At 64.7% G+C, this 15,757-nt stretch carries 11 protein-coding genes; 2 read left to right on the forward strand and 9 right to left on the reverse strand.

Annotation, left to right across the window (positions count from 1 at the left end):
• Positions 1–20: 20 nt before the first annotated feature.
• The 9 genes from LG661_RS16495 to LG661_RS16535 are packed head-to-tail and all read right to left on the reverse strand — an operon-like array spanning position 21 to position 12,155.
• Positions 21–551: an FkbM family methyltransferase gene (locus LG661_RS16495; RefSeq protein WP_230532975.1), complete on the reverse strand. Its 531-nt coding sequence runs from the start codon at positions 549–551 to the stop codon at positions 21–23.
• Between the two features lie 5 nt (positions 552–556).
• Positions 557–1,720, reverse strand: coding sequence for an ABC transporter permease (locus tag LG661_RS16500; protein WP_230532976.1), 1,164 nt, complete (start codon positions 1,718–1,720; stop codon positions 557–559).
• Positions 1,717–2,736 (reverse strand): ABC transporter permease, encoded by a 1,020-nt coding sequence (locus LG661_RS16505; RefSeq protein WP_230532977.1) that lies wholly within the window; start codon positions 2,734–2,736, stop codon positions 1,717–1,719. Before LG661_RS16505 ends, LG661_RS16500 begins: the two co-directional genes overlap by 4 nt.
• Entirely contained in the window at positions 2,733–4,655 is a 1,923-nt protein-coding gene (locus LG661_RS16510; protein WP_230532978.1) for an ABC transporter substrate-binding protein, read from the reverse strand. Before LG661_RS16510 ends, LG661_RS16505 begins: the two co-directional genes overlap by 4 nt.
• Entirely contained in the window at positions 4,655–6,520 is a 1,866-nt protein-coding gene (locus LG661_RS16515) for an ABC transporter ATP-binding protein (protein WP_230532979.1), read from the reverse strand. The genes LG661_RS16510 and LG661_RS16515 overlap by 1 nt, the downstream gene beginning before the upstream one ends.
• Before the next feature lie 31 nt (positions 6,521–6,551).
• Positions 6,552–8,474: a glycosyltransferase gene (locus LG661_RS16520; protein WP_230532980.1), complete on the reverse strand. Its 1,923-nt coding sequence runs from the start codon at positions 8,472–8,474 to the stop codon at positions 6,552–6,554.
• The gene (locus LG661_RS16525; RefSeq protein WP_230532981.1) at positions 8,471–9,601 is read right to left on the reverse strand and encodes a glycosyltransferase family 4 protein; all 1,131 of its coding nucleotides are present in this window, start codon (positions 9,599–9,601) and stop codon (positions 8,471–8,473) included. The genes LG661_RS16520 and LG661_RS16525 overlap by 4 nt, the downstream gene beginning before the upstream one ends.
• The gene (locus tag LG661_RS16530) at positions 9,598–10,869 is read right to left on the reverse strand and encodes a glycosyltransferase family 4 protein (RefSeq protein ID WP_230532982.1); all 1,272 of its coding nucleotides are present in this window, start codon (positions 10,867–10,869) and stop codon (positions 9,598–9,600) included. The genes LG661_RS16525 and LG661_RS16530 overlap by 4 nt, the downstream gene beginning before the upstream one ends.
• Before the next feature lie 8 nt (positions 10,870–10,877).
• Positions 10,878–12,155 carry a glycosyltransferase family protein gene (locus tag LG661_RS16535; protein WP_230532983.1) on the reverse strand — a complete coding sequence of 426 codons (1,278 nt, stop codon included), beginning with the start codon at positions 12,153–12,155 and terminating at the stop codon, positions 10,878–10,880.
• Positions 12,156–12,415: 260 nt separating this feature from the next.
• Between LG661_RS16535 and LG661_RS16540 the strand changes: the two genes are divergently transcribed.
• Together LG661_RS16540 and LG661_RS16545 are read left to right on the forward strand one after the other, a co-directional pair.
• Entirely contained in the window at positions 12,416–15,043 is a 2,628-nt protein-coding gene (locus tag LG661_RS16540) for an ABC transporter transmembrane domain-containing protein (RefSeq protein WP_230532984.1), read from the forward strand.
• The gene (locus LG661_RS16545) at positions 15,040–15,486 is read left to right on the forward strand and encodes a Crp/Fnr family transcriptional regulator (protein ID WP_230532985.1); all 447 of its coding nucleotides are present in this window, start codon (positions 15,040–15,042) and stop codon (positions 15,484–15,486) included. Before LG661_RS16540 ends, LG661_RS16545 begins: the two co-directional genes overlap by 4 nt.
• Positions 15,487–15,757 lie beyond the last annotated feature (271 nt).

The raw sequence follows: 15,757 nt of genomic DNA on the forward strand, positions 1-15,757 counted from the left end.
TGCTTCAGTGGCCTTCTACCTCAATTAACGAGTCCTGAGCCTAGCCCACCGGATCCGAGGCGCTTCTGAAAGAGGCTGTCGAGCGTGCGCGTTTCAACCTCGTAGTCGTCGTAAGCGATGTCCTCGCTGCGCAGGAGAAGGGATGTCTTGCCTTCATGCTGGTCGCGCGGTGCGTGGACCGCAATGCGCCCGTCACGGTCCGAGATGGCAAGCTGGTGATAGGCGATTCCACGCGACGCCAGCGCCTCGGCATGGCTTGCATGGGTCTTCGGATTGGCCTCGAAGGCATGGACCTCGCAGTTCGGAAACCTGTCGCGGACCGCAAACGACAAGGCTCCGTCCAGCGCGCCAACATCGCGGACGATCTGCGGCTGGAGAACTTCGATCAGATGCAGGAAAGCCTCCCGCAGGGCGACATGTCCCTCCGCGCCTTTTAGGGCCGAGGAAAGCACGTTCATGTCCCGCATGAGCATGTAGGACACGGCATGGTTCAGGCGCGAAATACCGAGCCAACCGGCCAGCCACAGTTTCAGGCGTTCCCGCACACGCATCCCGATCAATGATACGGGTCTGCTGCGTCGCGCAGCCCGTCGCCCATGAAGTTGAAGGCGAGCACCACGAGGATGACCGGGATGATGGGGAAGAGGAGCCACGGATAAAGCTGCACGGCGGCAAGGTTCTGCGCCTCGTTCAACAGCACGCCCCAGCTCGTCACCGGCGGCCGCAGGCCAAGCCCCAGGAAGGAGAGGGCGGTTTCGCCCAGGATCATGGAGGGGATCGACAGGGTCGCAGAGGCGATCAGGTGGCTCATGAAGTTGGGAATGAGGTGGCGTCCGATGATGCGCGACTTGGAAGCCCCCATCAGTTCCGCCGCCTTCACGAAGTCCTCCTCGCGCAGGGAGAGCAGCTTCGAGCGCACCGCGCGGGCGAGGCCCGGCCAGTCGAGCAGCCCTAGGATGATCGTGATGCCGAAGAAGATGAGGATCGGGCTCCAGTTGGCCGGCAGCGCCGCCGAGAGGGCAAGCCAAAGGGGCAGCTCCGGCAGCGAGCGCAGGATTTCGATCATGCGCTGGATCACGTGATCGACCCAGCCGCCGAGATAGCCGGCAAGTCCGCCGAAGAAGAGCCCGAGAGTGAACGAGACCGCAATGCCGACGATGCCGATGGTGAGTGAGATGCGAGCTCCGTAGATGATGCGCGAGAGCAGGTCGCGACCCAGCCTGTCGGTACCGAGAAGGTACATGGTGCCGTTCTCAGGGGGGCAGAACAGGTGCACGTTCGTGGGAAGGACGCCCCAGAACTCGTAAGCATCCCCCCGGCAGAAAAATCGGATCGGCTGCGGGTTCGATGTATCGACCGTGTAGAGCCGCTGGAACGTCTCGATGTCGAAGGTGTAGGCGTAAGGATAGACGAAGGGGCCGATGAAGCGCCCCTCGTGCATCAGATGCACCGATTGAGGCGGCGCATAGATGTAGTCGCTGTGGCGGGTGGTCTGGTTATAGGGCGCGATCACCTCGACCAGGGGAACGAGGAGATAGAATGCGAGCAGGATATAGGCGGCGGCGAGCGCCACCTTGTGGCGGCGGAACTTCCACCACATGAGCTGCCACGACGAGGCGCGGTAGAAGCTCTCGTTTTCCGTGCCGATCGGCTCCATCGCGCCGGGATCGAAGGGCGCGGGGTCGACATAGTGGCGCTTGGAAGGCAGGGCCGTATTCATCCTGCGCCTCCCATCCGGATGCGCGGATCGAGCCAGGCCAGCAGGAGGTCTGAAACGAGCATTCCGACGACGGTCAGCACGGCGACGAACATGAGGATGAAGCCGGCCAGGAACTGGTCCTGGCTTTTCAGCGCGCTGAGCAGTATGGGGCCCACAGTAGGAAGGCTCAGCACCAGCGACACCAGAACCGAGCCCGAGATGAGGTGCGGCAGGAGGTTCCCGATGTCGGCGATGAAGGGATTCAGCGACATGCGGAAGGGATATTTCAGCAGCGCCTTCCTGGGATTTAAGCCCTTCGCTTTCGCGGTCACGTAATACTGCTTGCCGAGCTCGTCGAGGAGGTTCGCGCGCATGCGCCGGATCATGGCTGCCGTGCCCGCAAGCCCGATCACAACGGTCGGGACGATCAGGTGCGAGAGCAGGGACCGAATCTTGGGCCAGGTCCAGGGCTCGCCCGCATACTGCGCATCGTAGAGGCCGCCGATGGAAACGCCGAACCAGCGGTTCAGGTAGTAGAGCAAGATCAAGGCCAGCAGGAAGCTCGGGGTCGCGAGGCCGATATAGCCGAAGAAGGTGGCGATGTAGTCTCCCACCGAATACTGACGCGTGGCGGAATAGATGGCGATGGGGATGGCGACCACGTGGATGAAGACCACCGCGCCGAGGTTGACGAGAATGGTGAGCCACAGGGCGTCGCCGACCACCTCGAAGACGGGCCTGTCGAACTCGAAGGACCAGCCCCAGTCTCCCTGAAGCAGCCCGGAGAAGCCGTTGGGTCCCGGCATCACGCCGAGCCAGACCAGGTATTGCTGCCAAGCCGGCTTGTCGAGGCCGTATTGCCGGATGAGGAATTCCGCCTTCGCGGCTGCGTCCGCGTCGCCCTGTTCGCGCAGAAGCGCGATCTGGTTGCTGAGGAAGTCGCCGGGCGGCAGCTTAATGATGAAGAAGACCAGGGCCGAGATGATCAGAAGGGTCACGGCCATGGTGAGGAGGCGACGCAACAGGAAGCGGATCATCGGCGGGCCTCTTTCACGGTGGCCTCGTCCCAATGAAGCTCGTCGATCCGGTAGATGCCGATGAGCGCCGTGGGCTCCCAGCTGTAGAGGGCTTTGGCGGGCAGACCCTTCAATCCGTTCCGAACCACGATGGGCTGCAGGGCGCCCGCCACCGTGCCGATGGTCCACTGGTTCTCGGCATGGTTGCGGAGCATCTCGGTCCAGACATCCCTCTGGACGTCTCTGTTGCCGGTGTTCATCCAGGTCTTGTAGAGATTGAGAAGGCGTTGCGCTTCCGGGATGTCCACGGGCTCGCCGTTCTGCCCCTTCGTCTCGATGTACTGTCCCCATTTGGGCCAGGCGTAGTTGTCCTGGCGCATGGGAGCGTACTCGGTCGGAGGCATGATGGCGGTGGGGATCGCGTTGTCGAAACCGGGCGCCGCCACCATGACCGTGTTACCGGCGAAAACCCGATTGCGCAGCACGGTGCGATCCTGCGGCTTGATGAAGGGCCTGACGCCGATCTCGCGCCAGAACTCGCCGATCAGGGTAAGTCCGTCGACCACCAGGGAACTCTCGCCGTCGGTCTCGACGATGATCTCCAGTTCGCGCCCGTCAGGCAGCAGGCGGATGCCGGCCGCGTTGCGCTCGGTCAGGCCGATCTCGTCCAGGAGCCGCGATGCTTCTGCCGGATCATAGGTGGCATTCATGGTCCGCAGGCCCGGGAAGGAGAGCGGGCTCTCTTCGATCACCGTGTTGTTGCCTTCGACGCCGAGCCCGAACAGCAGCACGTTGTCCAGGGTCTTGCGGTCGATGCCGAGCGAGAGGGCGCGCCGGAAGCGGGGATCCCGGTTCAGCTTGCGCCAGACGGGGTTGTTGACATTGAGGTTGGGATAGAGCGCCAGTTCCGAGCCGCGGGCATAGGGCCAGAGAAGGGTGGTGTAGCCGTGCGCCTTTTCGCCCTGCTTCAGGACCGGAATGTCGCCCATGGAGAGGCCGCGGAAGAGGAGATCCACCTCGCCCGCATTGGCTTTCGCGGCAAAGAGGCCGGGGGCGGAAACATCCATGAAGATGCGGTCGACATAGGGAAGCTGGTGGCCCTCGCCGTCGACGCGGTGATAGTAGGGATTGCGATCGAACACGAAACGGGTCGCAGGAGCCGCGTTGGTCACCCGCCAGGGCAGAAGCGTCGGCAGGTTCGGATTGGTCAGCTCCTTCGGATCGTCCATGCGGTTGTGGAGCGCAGCCCAGGATTTCAGCTTCTGTTTCTTCGCCTGCTCCTCGAGCGCCGCCTGGTCCGCATATTTGGCATGGAACTGCTTGAGGTAGTGTGCGGGGCGGAAGATGCCGGGATCGACCGCGCCGGCAAGACGTGGCAGGAAGCGCGGGTTCGGCTTGTCCCAGCTATAGCGGACCGTCCGCTCGTCGAGAACCTCGAAGCGCGGCAACTGGCCGTCGACCAGCATGTACTCGGGTGCGCCCGCCGGGGACAGGTTCTTGTTCAGAGCCACGTCTTCCCAGTAGTAGCGGAAATCCTCCGCCGTGAACGGATGCCCGTCCGACCAGCGATGGCCTTTGCGCAGGGTGAAGGTGAAGACCCGGTCGTCGATGTTCTCCACGCTTTCCAGCAGGTCGGGCTGGAGAACGAGGTTCCGGTCGTAGCCGACGAGCCGGGTATAGGCATAGGTCGAGAGATAGCGAATATCGCGGGCCTTCGGGACGAGCGTCACGATGTCCCCGCCATACTGCCCCTGTGCCTTCTCCGCGACGAGAGGCGTTTCGGGCACGCGCTGTTCGATGGGAGGCAGCTCGTTGCGGGCCACCGCATCCCTGAAGAACGGCTGCTCAACATAATCCGCAGCGAAGGCGGGCAGGGTGAGAAGGCCAAAGGCAAGGGCGAGCAGCCCGGCTTTCATGGGTGAGTGTTTCAGCATGGCCATCACGCAGCCTCCCGGGCTTGCTGTCCCCCAAGACGAACCCTGTGGCCGGGTTCGATCTCCTTCATGATTCCGGCCTCTCCGTGCCGGAGACGGAAGGGCTCGGGCCATGCGGCCGGGTCGGAGAAACGGCCGGTCCGCAACTTCGCGAAGTCGAGCGGCCGGTCGATATCCGGGTCCGGCACGGCGGCGAGCAGCGCCTGGGTGTAGGGGTGAACCGGATTGCGGAAAAGGGACGATTTCGGAGCTTCCTCGACGATATAGCCCCGGCACATCACCGCGATCGTGTCGGCGATGTAGTCCACGACTGCGAGGTTGTGCGACACGAACAGGTAGGACAGGCCGAGCGCCGATTGCAGGTCCTTGAGCAGGTTGAGTACCTGCGCCTGGACGGAAACGTCGAGGGCGGAGACAGGCTCGTCGCACAGCAGGACGCGCGGTTCGAGCGCGAGGGCACGGGCGATCCCGAGGCGCTGCCGCTGGCCGCCGGAGAAGGAATGCGGGTAGCGCCGCATGGAGCGCTGATCGAGACCCACCATGTCGAGGAGCTGCTTGGCCCGGTGATAACGCTCGTCCGAGGAGCCGATGTTGTGGATGCGCAGGGGCTCGGTCAGGATCTCATAGACGGTCATACGCGGGTTGAGAGACGAGAACGGATCCTGAAAGATGAACTGCACTGAGTGGCGATAGGCCGTCAGCGCGTTGCCCTGCAGATCATGAACATCTTTCGGCCCGGTACCGTCGTCGAAGAGGACGCGGCCGGTGTCGGGCCGTGTCGCCCGCATGATGATCTTGGACACGGTGGTTTTGCCGCAGCCGGATTCGCCGACGAGCCCCAGGGTCTTGCCGGTGGGCAGGGCAAGGCTGACCCCGTTCACGGCATGGATCGTGCGTGTCTTGCCCGAGAACCAGCCGGAGCGGAGCGTGAAGCATTTCGTCAGGTTCTCCGCCTTGAGGATCGGGCCCGCGGGCTGGACTCGCTCGGGGGAGTGGGCGCGGGCGAGAGTGGCGCTCTTGACTTCGCGGATTGGCGTCAGGCGCTCGTCTTCCTCCATCGCGAAGCGCGGCACGGCGCGCATGAGCGCCTTGAGATAGGGATGCTCCGCCTTGCGGAAGATCTCCTCCCGGGAGCCCGCCTCCATGACCCTGCCGCGATACATGACGATGACCTCGTCGGCCACATTCGCAACCACGCCGAGATCGTGCGTGATGAGGAGCACCGACATTCCGGTTTCGGCCTGCAGTTCCCTGATGAGGTCGAGGATCTGGGCCTGCGTCGTGACGTCGAGGGCGGTCGTCGGCTCGTCCGCAATGAGGAGGGCCGGGCGCGTGATGAGCGCCATGGCGATCATCGCGCGCTGGCGCAGGCCGCCGGAGAGCTCGAAGGGATAGGTCGTCAAGGCGCGCTTCGGATCGGGAAAGCCGACCCGCGCCAGCACCTCGACCGTCCGGGCCCGCGCCTCGGCGGGGCTGACGTCGGCGTGGATCAGGAGCGCCTCCGAGATCTGGTCGCCGATGGTGTGGAGCGGCGAGAGGGAGGTCATCGGCTCCTGGAAGATCATGGCGATGCGCCCGCCGCGCAGGGCGTGCATCGCGCTGCTCTCAGCACCGAGGCCGGCGATATCGACCGCAGGATTCTGCGCAGGGTCGTTGAAGTGGATCGAGCCGCCGGCGATGTGAGCTTTCTTCGGCAGAATCTGGAGGATGGCCTGCGCGGTCACGGACTTGCCCGAGCCGGATTCGCCGACGAGCGCCACCGTCTTGCCCTTCGGGATCTCGAAGGTCAGCCCGTCCACCGCCCGGAAATCTCCGGTGTCGGTATTGAAGTCGACCGTCAGCTGACGGATCGACAGGAGCGGCGCTTCCATAAGCTCCTCCAGTGGCTTCGATCATAACGCATCATGGCGCAACGGTGATCCGGTTTCCGTTATGAAACAACCCTTCAATGGACAGGATACGGATGTTTCTTGTCGCAAGATGCTCCATCAGCCTTTCACATAACGCCCATATGACTTCGTCGTGCACGAGATGGTGCGTCAGCAGACCGATCGGCTCATGGTCCCTGCCATCCTCAAGGCGATTCTCCACGGCCTCCGCGAGCTTGGCGACGATGAGGTCGGGTTCGACTACGCTTCGGGTCCCGCGCCAGTCGATCGGGTCGATATGGGTGTTGATCTGGGACAGTCCCTCGGCAGGAAAAGGATCCTTGCGATCATTGAAGGTCGAGAGGCCTGTGAAGCCGGCCTGCGGCAGGCGAGAGACAAGGCCCGGGGCGATCCGGTTCCAGGGCGGCACGAAGACCGGCAGGAGCCGTGGGCCGAGATGCTCCTGCGCGATCCGCAGCGCCTGTTCCGCTTCCGCTGCCATGGCGTCGACAGGGCGGTGAGCGCCGAACTCGGCCTTCTTTTCGCCCGCGGGGGCGTGATTGACGTGGCGCGCGCCATGAACGAGGGCGACGGCCCGGGGCTCTTCCGCAAGACGCGCCAGAAGGGATGCTTCGATCCGGTGCGGAATGACGGCGAGAGCAATTCCGGCCTCGTAGCGGCGTGCAAGTCCGAGAAGCCGGTCGAGCTGGGGCGTATCGGCTACCGCATCGTCGTCCCGCCACCAGAGGTCGATAGACCGGCCATTGGCGTGCTCCAGCGCCCGGTCCAGGGGCGACCAGTCGATGGATGGGTGGAGCGCGGGGCGGGCAAGGGCAAGGCCTTCCGCAGTGGCAACACTTTGCCGGGCGCCGTCGAGAGCGACCCTCACGGGCGGGCAGGGCGGCTGCGACAGGGACTGGCGGATGGCGTCGGCAAGGCGCTGCGGGGACAGCTCGCTCTCGGGCACGACCCCGGCGAGGCCCAGCCCCTTCAAGCGTTCGGCGCGCAGGCGCTGTTCGGTCTCGTGGCCTGCCTCGAAGGGAACGAGCACCGGCTTCACGTGTGATCGCAAAAGGTCCACCACCGTATTGTAGCCGGCTTGGCTCACCGACGCGTCCGCCTGGGCGAGGAGGGTGCGGAAATCGGACCTTGCCCGCTCGATGGAGGCATGGGCCGGAGCGCGGTCCCGCAGCGTCTGGAAGTCCTGTTCGTTGACGCCCCGCCCGACGAGGATGCGCCACGGCCTGTCCCCGATCTCCAGCGCCGCCGCGATGGCGGCGCGGTAGAGCGGCAGGCTCGCTGCGCTTGATCCGCCCGAAACCACGATGCCCTGCCGCGCTCCGTCGGGGACGGGGCCCGGATGCTCGTCCACATAGCCGGTATAGCGAAGGAAGGGACGAAGCTGCTCGTCAACGGGCCAGGAGGCATCGAGTGGGATCAGATCCGGGTCGCCATGGACAAGGACCGCATCGTAGTCGCGGAGGATGCGCACGTGCGCTTCCGCAATGCGCTCCGGCTTCGAGGGAGAGGCCAGGATATCGCGGATCGAACAGAGAATCAGCGGTCGTGGGCGCCGCGCACGGGCCGCATGGAGCAGGGACGTGAATTCCTGCGCGAGAACACGGCGTCCGAAGGGAAAGAGTTCGGTGATGAGGATGTCGGGTTCGACGGAGCTCAAAGTGCGCAGCAGCAAATCGCGGCGCTCCTCGAGATAGGCTGGATCGACGGGTGCGCCCGCTTGATCCAGCAGCGTCCTGAAGTCGGTGCCGACGGTCCTCACCGGCGGCAACTGGACGAAGGCGACGCCTTCCGGCTCCGCGATCCGGCCGGGGCTTCCTCCCGATGCCAGCGTCGTCGCATGGCCCTTCTCTGCGAAGGCGCGTGCGAGCGCCGCGGCCCGGGTGAGGTGGCCCGCTCCGAGAAGATGCGTGACGACGATGAGAACGCGCAAGCTCATGCTCCCTGATCGAGCATGAGCGGGGTGAGCGCATTGCGTAATCGCAAAGCGGCGGCGTCGAGGTGGCGCTCCTCGCGCACAAAACGGGCCGCAGCGGAGCCGAGGAGGCGCAGTCTGCCGCGATCCGACAGAAGCTCCTCGACGGCATCCGCGAAAGCTCCGGCATCGCCGGGCCGCGTCAGCAATCCGGTCCGGCCGTCCATCACCACGCTGGCGACGCCGCCGTAGGCTCCGGCGACCACCGGGCAGCCGTTGATCTGGGCTTCCAGCAGCACCATGCCATAGGCCTCGTTGACGGCGGGCCAGACGAGGAGGTCGGCCTGCTCATAGAGCGCCTTGAGGGCAGCCTTGCTCTCGATCCGGCCATGAAAGCGGATGCGCGAGCCGAACGGTGCGAAAAGATGCGCGATCTCGTCCTGCGCCTCGCCATCGCCCACGATATCGAGAGACCAGGGATGCCGGGCGATGCGTTCGAGCGCGGCGGCGAGAATGCGGTAGGAAGCAAGCTTGTCGCCCTCCCGCATCATGGCCACCGTGAGAAGACGGGGTTCGGCCTGCTCCGGCGGGCGCATTGCAGGCTCGGGCCACTCCCTCTCATCGAGGAAGGGCGGCAGGTCGACAAGCACCTGACGGGAAGGCTTCGCCGCTTCGAGGGCCGTGCGGTCCTTGGCGGTCATGACGAAGATCGCATCCGCCCGATCGAGCGCTTCTTCCGCACCTTGATGGCCGAGGGCCCAGGGACCCTCGGCGCGCTTCGAGGCCCGCGAGCCTTCCGCGATTGCATAGGGGATGTGCAGGGCGTCCGCGACGAGCGGGCCGATCCAGTCCGGCGCCTTGTAATAGACGTGATAGGTGAACCAAAGCCGCGGCCGCTGCTCCTCGGGCAAGGTGCGGTAACGGGCGACGAGGCGGGCAGCCTCGTCGAGAGCTCGATCCCGGATCGCCTCCTGGATACCGCGATCCCCGACCTTGTCGAGACTGCGCAGGTCGCTTGCGAGATGCGGATCAAAGCCTGCCCGTTCGAGCGCTGTCAGGAGCAGGCGCGCCATGGTGCGATCACCCGAAGGGGAGGGGTGGTCCGGGCTCTTCAGCGGGGCATAGAACGCAACGGGCCTGACGACGCTCACACCGGCTCCGGCTCTTTCTGGCTGATATTGGCCGTCGCCAGCAGGCAGCTCTCCAGAACGTCGATGCCGCCCTCCATGGAGAAGTCCCGCCGCAGGCGCTCGAAGGCGGCATCGCCGAAGGATCGCCGCTGCTCGGGATCTCGGGCGAGCAGGTTCAGCGCATTGGACAGCGCCTCCCAGTCGCCCGGCGGCACGAGCTGGCCCTCGGCCCCGTTGCGGATGAACTCGGGAATGCCGGCGAAGTCGGTTGCGACGATGGCGAGCTTCTGGCTCGCCGCCTCCATGAGCACGTTCGGCAGCCCGTCCCGGTCGCCGGACTTGGCCTCCTTGGACGGCAGCACGAAGAGATCGGCCTCGCGCAGCAATGCGATGATGTCGGGTTGGGCCTTTGGGCCGAGGAAGGCGACCTTGTCCGCGATGCCGGCCGCCTCCGCCTGCTTCTTGAGACTGTTCAGGAGATCCCCGCCGCCCACATGGGCGAGGCGCCAGTGCAGACCGGCAGGCAGGGCGGCAAGCGCTCTGATGAGATCGCCGAATCCCTTTTTCGCCACCGCCCGCCCGATGGAGACGATGCGCACCGGGTCCATGGGGTCGGTGCCGTCCCGCACGGGACGGCTGTCCGGCGGGGCGGGGAAGCGGGATAGATCGAGGCCGTGATAGACGAGCGACACGCGCTCGGGCGAGGAGAGGGACTGCAGGTGCCGTGCGCCTTGCGCGGTGCAGGTCACGCCCCAGCGGGCCTCCTTCATCTTCTCTCGCTTCTCCCAATCGGGCGTGGTCCAGATGTCCTTGGCATGGGCCGAGAAGGTCCAGCTGCGGCCGGTGATGAGGGCGGCATAGCGGACGACCGACGCAGGCGTATGGAGATAATGCACATGCAGGTGCCGCACCTCGGCGGGCAACTCGCGGGCCATGACGAAGGCCTGGCCCAGTCGGCGGACGCGGTTGGCCGTGAAATCCCGTTTGAGGTCCCGGCCGAAGGCTTTGAGCGTGGGCCAGAACCCCTTCCGTCCAAGACACCAGGCTGCGCCGCGCAGCACGCGCAGGGGCTCCTCGTAGAGATACTCCGGCAGATAGGTCACGCGCGCCCTGATGGCCTTGTTCATGGGATGCACCGCCTTCTCGGTCGGGTGCCGCAGGGACCAGATCTCGAGATCGAGGCCGCGCTGTTCGAGGGCAAGGATCTCCTGCGCGATGAAGGTCTCGGACAGGCGCGGATAGCCTTTCACGGTGATGGCGATCCGCCGGGCTGATGGGGAAGGAAGCATCCGTGAGGTTACTCGGCGGCCTGATGATAGGCGGGCTTGAACGGGGCAGATTCCAGGAGAGCCTTAAGCCGCTCCTGCACCCGGTCAAGTCCATCGAGCAGGCCGGGAATGACCACCTCGGACGGGCGCGGCTGCGAAGAGAGCCGGCGCAGGGCCTCCGCCATGCGCTCAGGCGTCCGCGGCTCCTTGTAGTCGCTCAACATGCTGGCGAGGCCCAGCCGCTCGGCCTCGACGGCGCGGATATACTGCTCCAGCCGCGGCCTGGTGCGCGGGACGATGAGTGAGCGCTTGTCGAAGGACAGGATCTCGCAGAAGGTGTTGTAGCCGCCCATCGCCACAACCGCCTCGGCCTTCTTCATCAGCCACTCGATCTTGTTGTCGAAGGAGAGCACGTCGAGCTTCGGCTGCCGCGCGATGCGCTCCACGAAGGAGCGGCGCATATCCCGGTCGATGAAGGGACCGAAGACGATCAGCGCCGGTATTTCCAGCCTGCCATCGGCCTCGTAGGCTGAGATCACCCAGTCGATCAGGTCGTCGCCGTCTCCGCCTCCGCCCGTGGTCACGAGGATGAAGGGCTGCTTCGTGATCTTGGGGTACTTGTTGAGGGAGGGCGTCGGCGGCACGTCCCGGCGCAAGTATCCCGTATAGGTGATCCGGCGCTCCACCTCGGGGGGAATGTCCAGAGCTTGGAGCGGCTGGTAGACGTCCTTCAGGCCATAGACCCAGATCTCGTCGTAGTAGCGGGCGAGTGCGGCCTTCGCACCTTTGCGCTCCCATTCGGGAACGAGGAGGGCGGGCTCGTCCATGACGTCGCGGATGCCGAGCACGAGGCGGCAGCCTGTCCCCTGCAGGTAGTCGAGGGCAGGCAGGATCTCGCCGCGAAAGCCCGTCGGCTCCTTGTCCACAATAAAGATGTCGGGCTGGAAAGCCCTCGCGGTCTGGAGGATCAGGGTCTGACGCAGGCCAACCGCCTCGTCCAGGCCGACATTGAGATTGAGCGAACGGTAGTCGCCGTCGGGCAACTTGGTGACGCCTGGAATGCGAATGTAGTCCACGCCGCTGCCGAACTCGAAATTGCCGATCACGGGCGAGCCGGAGATGATGACGACCGAGGTGCCGGGGCGCTCCGTCACGATCGCATTGGCAATGGCCCGGGAGCGCCGCAGATGCCCGAGCCCGAATGTGTCATGACTGTAGATGAGGACCCTCGCGTCGCGCGAACGACGAAGGACCGGAGCCGGTGGGGGGCTCGTGTCCTGTGAGGAGTCCTTGACCGGCTTTGCCATATGGCGGCCCTTGGTGAGAACGGGGTTCCGCCTTACTCAGCGGCAGTTGACGTTATGACGCCCGCCTCTAACCTTGCAATAGTCTTCGCTCCTCAAATTTTGGTGGCGATCGGGTTCGGAAAGAGGCGTCGCTCCGGCAAGTTGGGGTGTGGTATCGGTGAGTGATGGATAAGAGCCTCTTCCGATATATCTGGAAGCATTCCAGGCGCGACCAGCTGTTCGTCTGCGCTATCGTGCTGATTTCTCAGCCGTTTTATTTCATGTCTCTAGATTTGCCTCGCCAGATCGTGAACCAGGCGATCCAGGGCGAGGCGTTCATGCAGGGCAACCTGACGGCCCCTTTCCTGCGGATCGGCTTCGATCTGCCGGAATGGCTGGGTGGCGGCTCCGTGCGGATCTTCGAGGGATTTGAGCTCGGACGCGTCGGCCTGCTCCTGGGATTGTCCTGCCTTTTTCTCGCCTTCGTGGTTATCAACGGCCTTTTCAAATACTGGATCAACGTCTCGAAGGGCGTGCTTGGCGAACGGATGCTGAGGCGCATGCGCTTCGACCTCTTCGCGATGGTGCTGCGCTTCACGCCGGATGCGTTACGTAACGTCAAATCTTCGGAAACGGCAACGATCATCAAGGACGAGGTCGAGCCCATCGGGGGCTTCATCGGGGACGCCTTCATCACGCCGATTTTTCTCGGAATGCAGGCGACCACGGCCCTTTTCTTCATCATGGTGCAGAACATCTGGCTAGGCCTCATGGCGCTTGCCGTGATCGCGGTCCAGTTCACGATCATTCCCCGCCTGCGGCGCGAATTGCTGCGCCTCGGCAAGCAGCGTCAGCTCGCCTCGCGCCAATTCGCGGGCCGCATCGCCGAGGTCCTCGACGGGGTCGAGGTCGTGCATGTGCACAACGCTGCTGATTGGGAGAAGGCCGAGATCGGCCATCGGCTCTACAAGCTTTTCGATATCCGGCTGCGGATCTACAACCGGAAATTCATCGTCAAATTCATCAACAACTTCCTGGCGCAGCTCACCCCCTTCTTCTTCTACGCCATCGGCGGCTACTTCGCCTTGCGGGGCACCCTCAACATCGGCCAACTGGTGGCCGTCATCAACGCCTACCGGGAGCTGCCGCCGCCCCTGAAGGAGCTGATCGACTGGGACCAGCAGCGCCTCGACGTGCAGGTGAAATACGATCAGGTCACGCAGCACTTCGCAGAAGAGCGGCTCGCGCCCCTGGCGGCAGCCCGCGAGGCGGCGGAAGACAAGGACCGGCCCTTAACCGGCCCCCTTGTCGGCGACGACATCCGCGTCAGCGACTCCCATGGCGGCATGATTCTCGAAGGAGCCTCTTTCTCCATCGACCTGCCGGCCCGGGTCGCCGTGATCTCCAACGGGGGCGCGGCAGCCAGCACCCTGGCCCGGATCGTCGCCCGGCGACAGCAGGGCTTCGGGGGGCAGGTCCGCATCGGCGACAGGGACCTGATGAGGCTGCCGGCGTCGGTAGTGGGTCGCCGGATCGCCTATGCGGGCATCGACCCGATCCTTTTTCCGGGCAGCATCCGCGACAACCTGATCTACGGCCTGCGCTCCAAACCCCTCGGCAGAACCGAGGAAGACCAGCGGGAGGCCGAGCGCCGCATCCGGGAGGCTCTCAGGACCGGAAATCCCATCGAGAACATCGCCGACCAGTGGATCGATTACGAGCGCGTCGGTGCAAGGGACGAGCAGGACCTCGACCGAATCCTGGTCGATCTCCTCAACCGGATCGGCATGAGCGAGGAGATCTATCTCTTCGGCCTCGCTGCCCGGATCGATCCGGATCGCTACCCGGCCCTGGCCGAGCGGCTGGTCGAAGCGCGCCAGCGGCTGCACGAGACCTTCCAATCGAACGATATGGCGGATCTCGTCGAGCCCTTCGACGCGGAGCGCTACAACGATCAGGCCACCATCGCCGAGAATCTCCTGTTCGGCGTCCCCGTCGCCGAGGAGTTCATGGGCCGGAATCTGGCGCAGAACACCCAGTTCCGCAGCGCCATCGACCGCGCCAAGCTGACTGACGATCTGGTCCGCATGGGCCTGCAGATCGCCGAGACCATGACGGAAATCTTCGAGGGGCTGCCCCCCGGCCACTCGCTCTTCGAACAGTTCTCCTTCATCGGGGCGGACGAATTGACGGATTTCCAGGTCATTCTGCGCCGCCACGCCAAGGAGAACGGAGACCTCCGGCGCGAGGACCGGATCAGGCTCCTGTCCCTTCCGCTCGCCTATATCGAGGCCCGCCACCGTCTCGCCCTGCTCGACGACGAACTAAAGAGCCGCCTCGTGGAGGCGCGCCGTATCGTGCGCGCGACTCTCGACAAGACCGGGACCGCAGGGGTGGAGTTCTACGACCCGGACAGGATCTGCGCGGCGGCCCCGCTGCGGGACAACCTCCTGTTCGGGCGGGTGAGCTACCGGGTCGCCAATGCCAGGGCCAGGGTCGCCGAAGCCATGGCGGCGGTGATCCACGACCTCGGCCTCTTGGAGGACGTCAAGCGCCTCGGCCTCGACCACCAGGTTGGGACGGCGGGTCGGCTCCTGTCGGCCCGGGAGCGGGCGAGCGTCAACCTCGTCCGCTGCCTGGTGAAGAAGCCGGATTTTCTCGTCATCGACGGGGCGCTCGCGCCCTTCGACGAGGCGCGCAGTCAGCAGATGACCGAGCTGTTGCTCGAGCTTTTCAGGCAACAAAGCCTGTTCATGGTACTGCCGAATGATCGACAGGCAGGACCTTTCGATGTTCAGATGCGCTTCCGCGATGGACAAATAATCACAGACAAGGCGGCAAAGCCGGCGTCGCAGGCCAACAGGCCCGATACGCAAGCCGCCCGACCGATAGCAGGAGAGGTGGCATGACCCTTGAGGCCGAGGTTCAATCCTTGCGTCAGGTGCCGATGTTCAAGGAAATCGACCCCGCCCGCCTGAAGCTTCTCGCCTTCACGAGCGAGCGGGTTCAGTTCGCGGGCGGACAGCGCTTCTTCTCGCAGGGCGACCATTCCGATGCAGCCTATGTGATCCTCGAGGGGCGGGCGCACGTGCTCCTCAACACGCCGGGAGGAGAGATCCAGGTGGCCGAACTCGGCGGCAATGCTTTGGTCGGCGAAATGGGCATCCTCTCCGACACGCCCCGTTCGGCCACGATCATGGCGACCGAACCGACCACGGCGCTACGGATCGACAAGCGGGTCTTCCTCGAATTGCTGGCCCAGTTCCCTCAGATGTCGCTCGCCGTCATGCGCGAGCTGGCGCAGCGTCTGGAGCGCACGAACGCCCAGCTGGTGGCCCAATCCTCCTCCTGAGGAGTTAAAAAGGGGGGCTCTCTTTGGGGAAAACTGCCCCAAAGAGTCGAATTAACCCTTCATTTACCGTCAAGCTGACCGATTCTCGTCACATCTACCCGGCAACCCTTGTGCTCAGAACCAAGCAAGGGAAGATCCGGCCGCCCGGCCGGATTGTGCGGGAAACAAGTGATGCCAGTACCTGCGAGATCGCTGCTGTGCGCAGTGCCGCAACCTGTTGCGGACGGGCGCAAGAGTGGTGGACGACGCAACAGCCGTTCACTTCGTTTTA

The sequence above is a fragment of the Microvirga roseola genome (assembly GCF_020866965.1).
GTDB lineage: Bacteria > Pseudomonadota > Alphaproteobacteria > Rhizobiales > Beijerinckiaceae > Microvirga > Microvirga roseola.

What these genes read in the sequence shown, in the direction of transcription:
- LG661_RS16495 (WP_230532975.1), bottom strand. Translation starts at nt 551, where the DNA reads ATGCGTGTGCGGGAACGCCTGAAACTGTGGCTGGCCGGTTGGCTCGGT.
- LG661_RS16500 (WP_230532976.1), bottom strand. Translation starts at nt 1,720, where the DNA reads ATGAATACGGCCCTGCCTTCCAAGCGCCACTATGTCGACCCCGCGCCC.
- LG661_RS16505 (WP_230532977.1), bottom strand. Translation starts at nt 2,736, where the DNA reads ATGATCCGCTTCCTGTTGCGTCGCCTCCTCACCATGGCCGTGACCCTT.
- LG661_RS16510 (WP_230532978.1), bottom strand. Translation starts at nt 4,655, where the DNA reads ATGGCCATGCTGAAACACTCACCCATGAAAGCCGGGCTGCTCGCCCTT.
- LG661_RS16515 (WP_230532979.1), bottom strand. Translation starts at nt 6,520, where the DNA reads ATGGAAGCGCCGCTCCTGTCGATCCGTCAGCTGACGGTCGACTTCAAT.
- LG661_RS16520 (WP_230532980.1), bottom strand. Translation starts at nt 8,474, where the DNA reads ATGAGCTTGCGCGTTCTCATCGTCGTCACGCATCTTCTCGGAGCGGGC.
- LG661_RS16530 (WP_230532982.1), bottom strand. Translation starts at nt 10,869, where the DNA reads ATGCTTCCTTCCCCATCAGCCCGGCGGATCGCCATCACCGTGAAAGGC.
- LG661_RS16535 (WP_230532983.1), bottom strand. Translation starts at nt 12,155, where the DNA reads ATGGCAAAGCCGGTCAAGGACTCCTCACAGGACACGAGCCCCCCACCG.
- LG661_RS16540 (WP_230532984.1), top strand. Translation starts at nt 12,416, where the DNA reads ATGTCTCTAGATTTGCCTCGCCAGATCGTGAACCAGGCGATCCAGGGC.
- LG661_RS16545 (WP_230532985.1), top strand. Translation starts at nt 15,040, where the DNA reads ATGACCCTTGAGGCCGAGGTTCAATCCTTGCGTCAGGTGCCGATGTTC.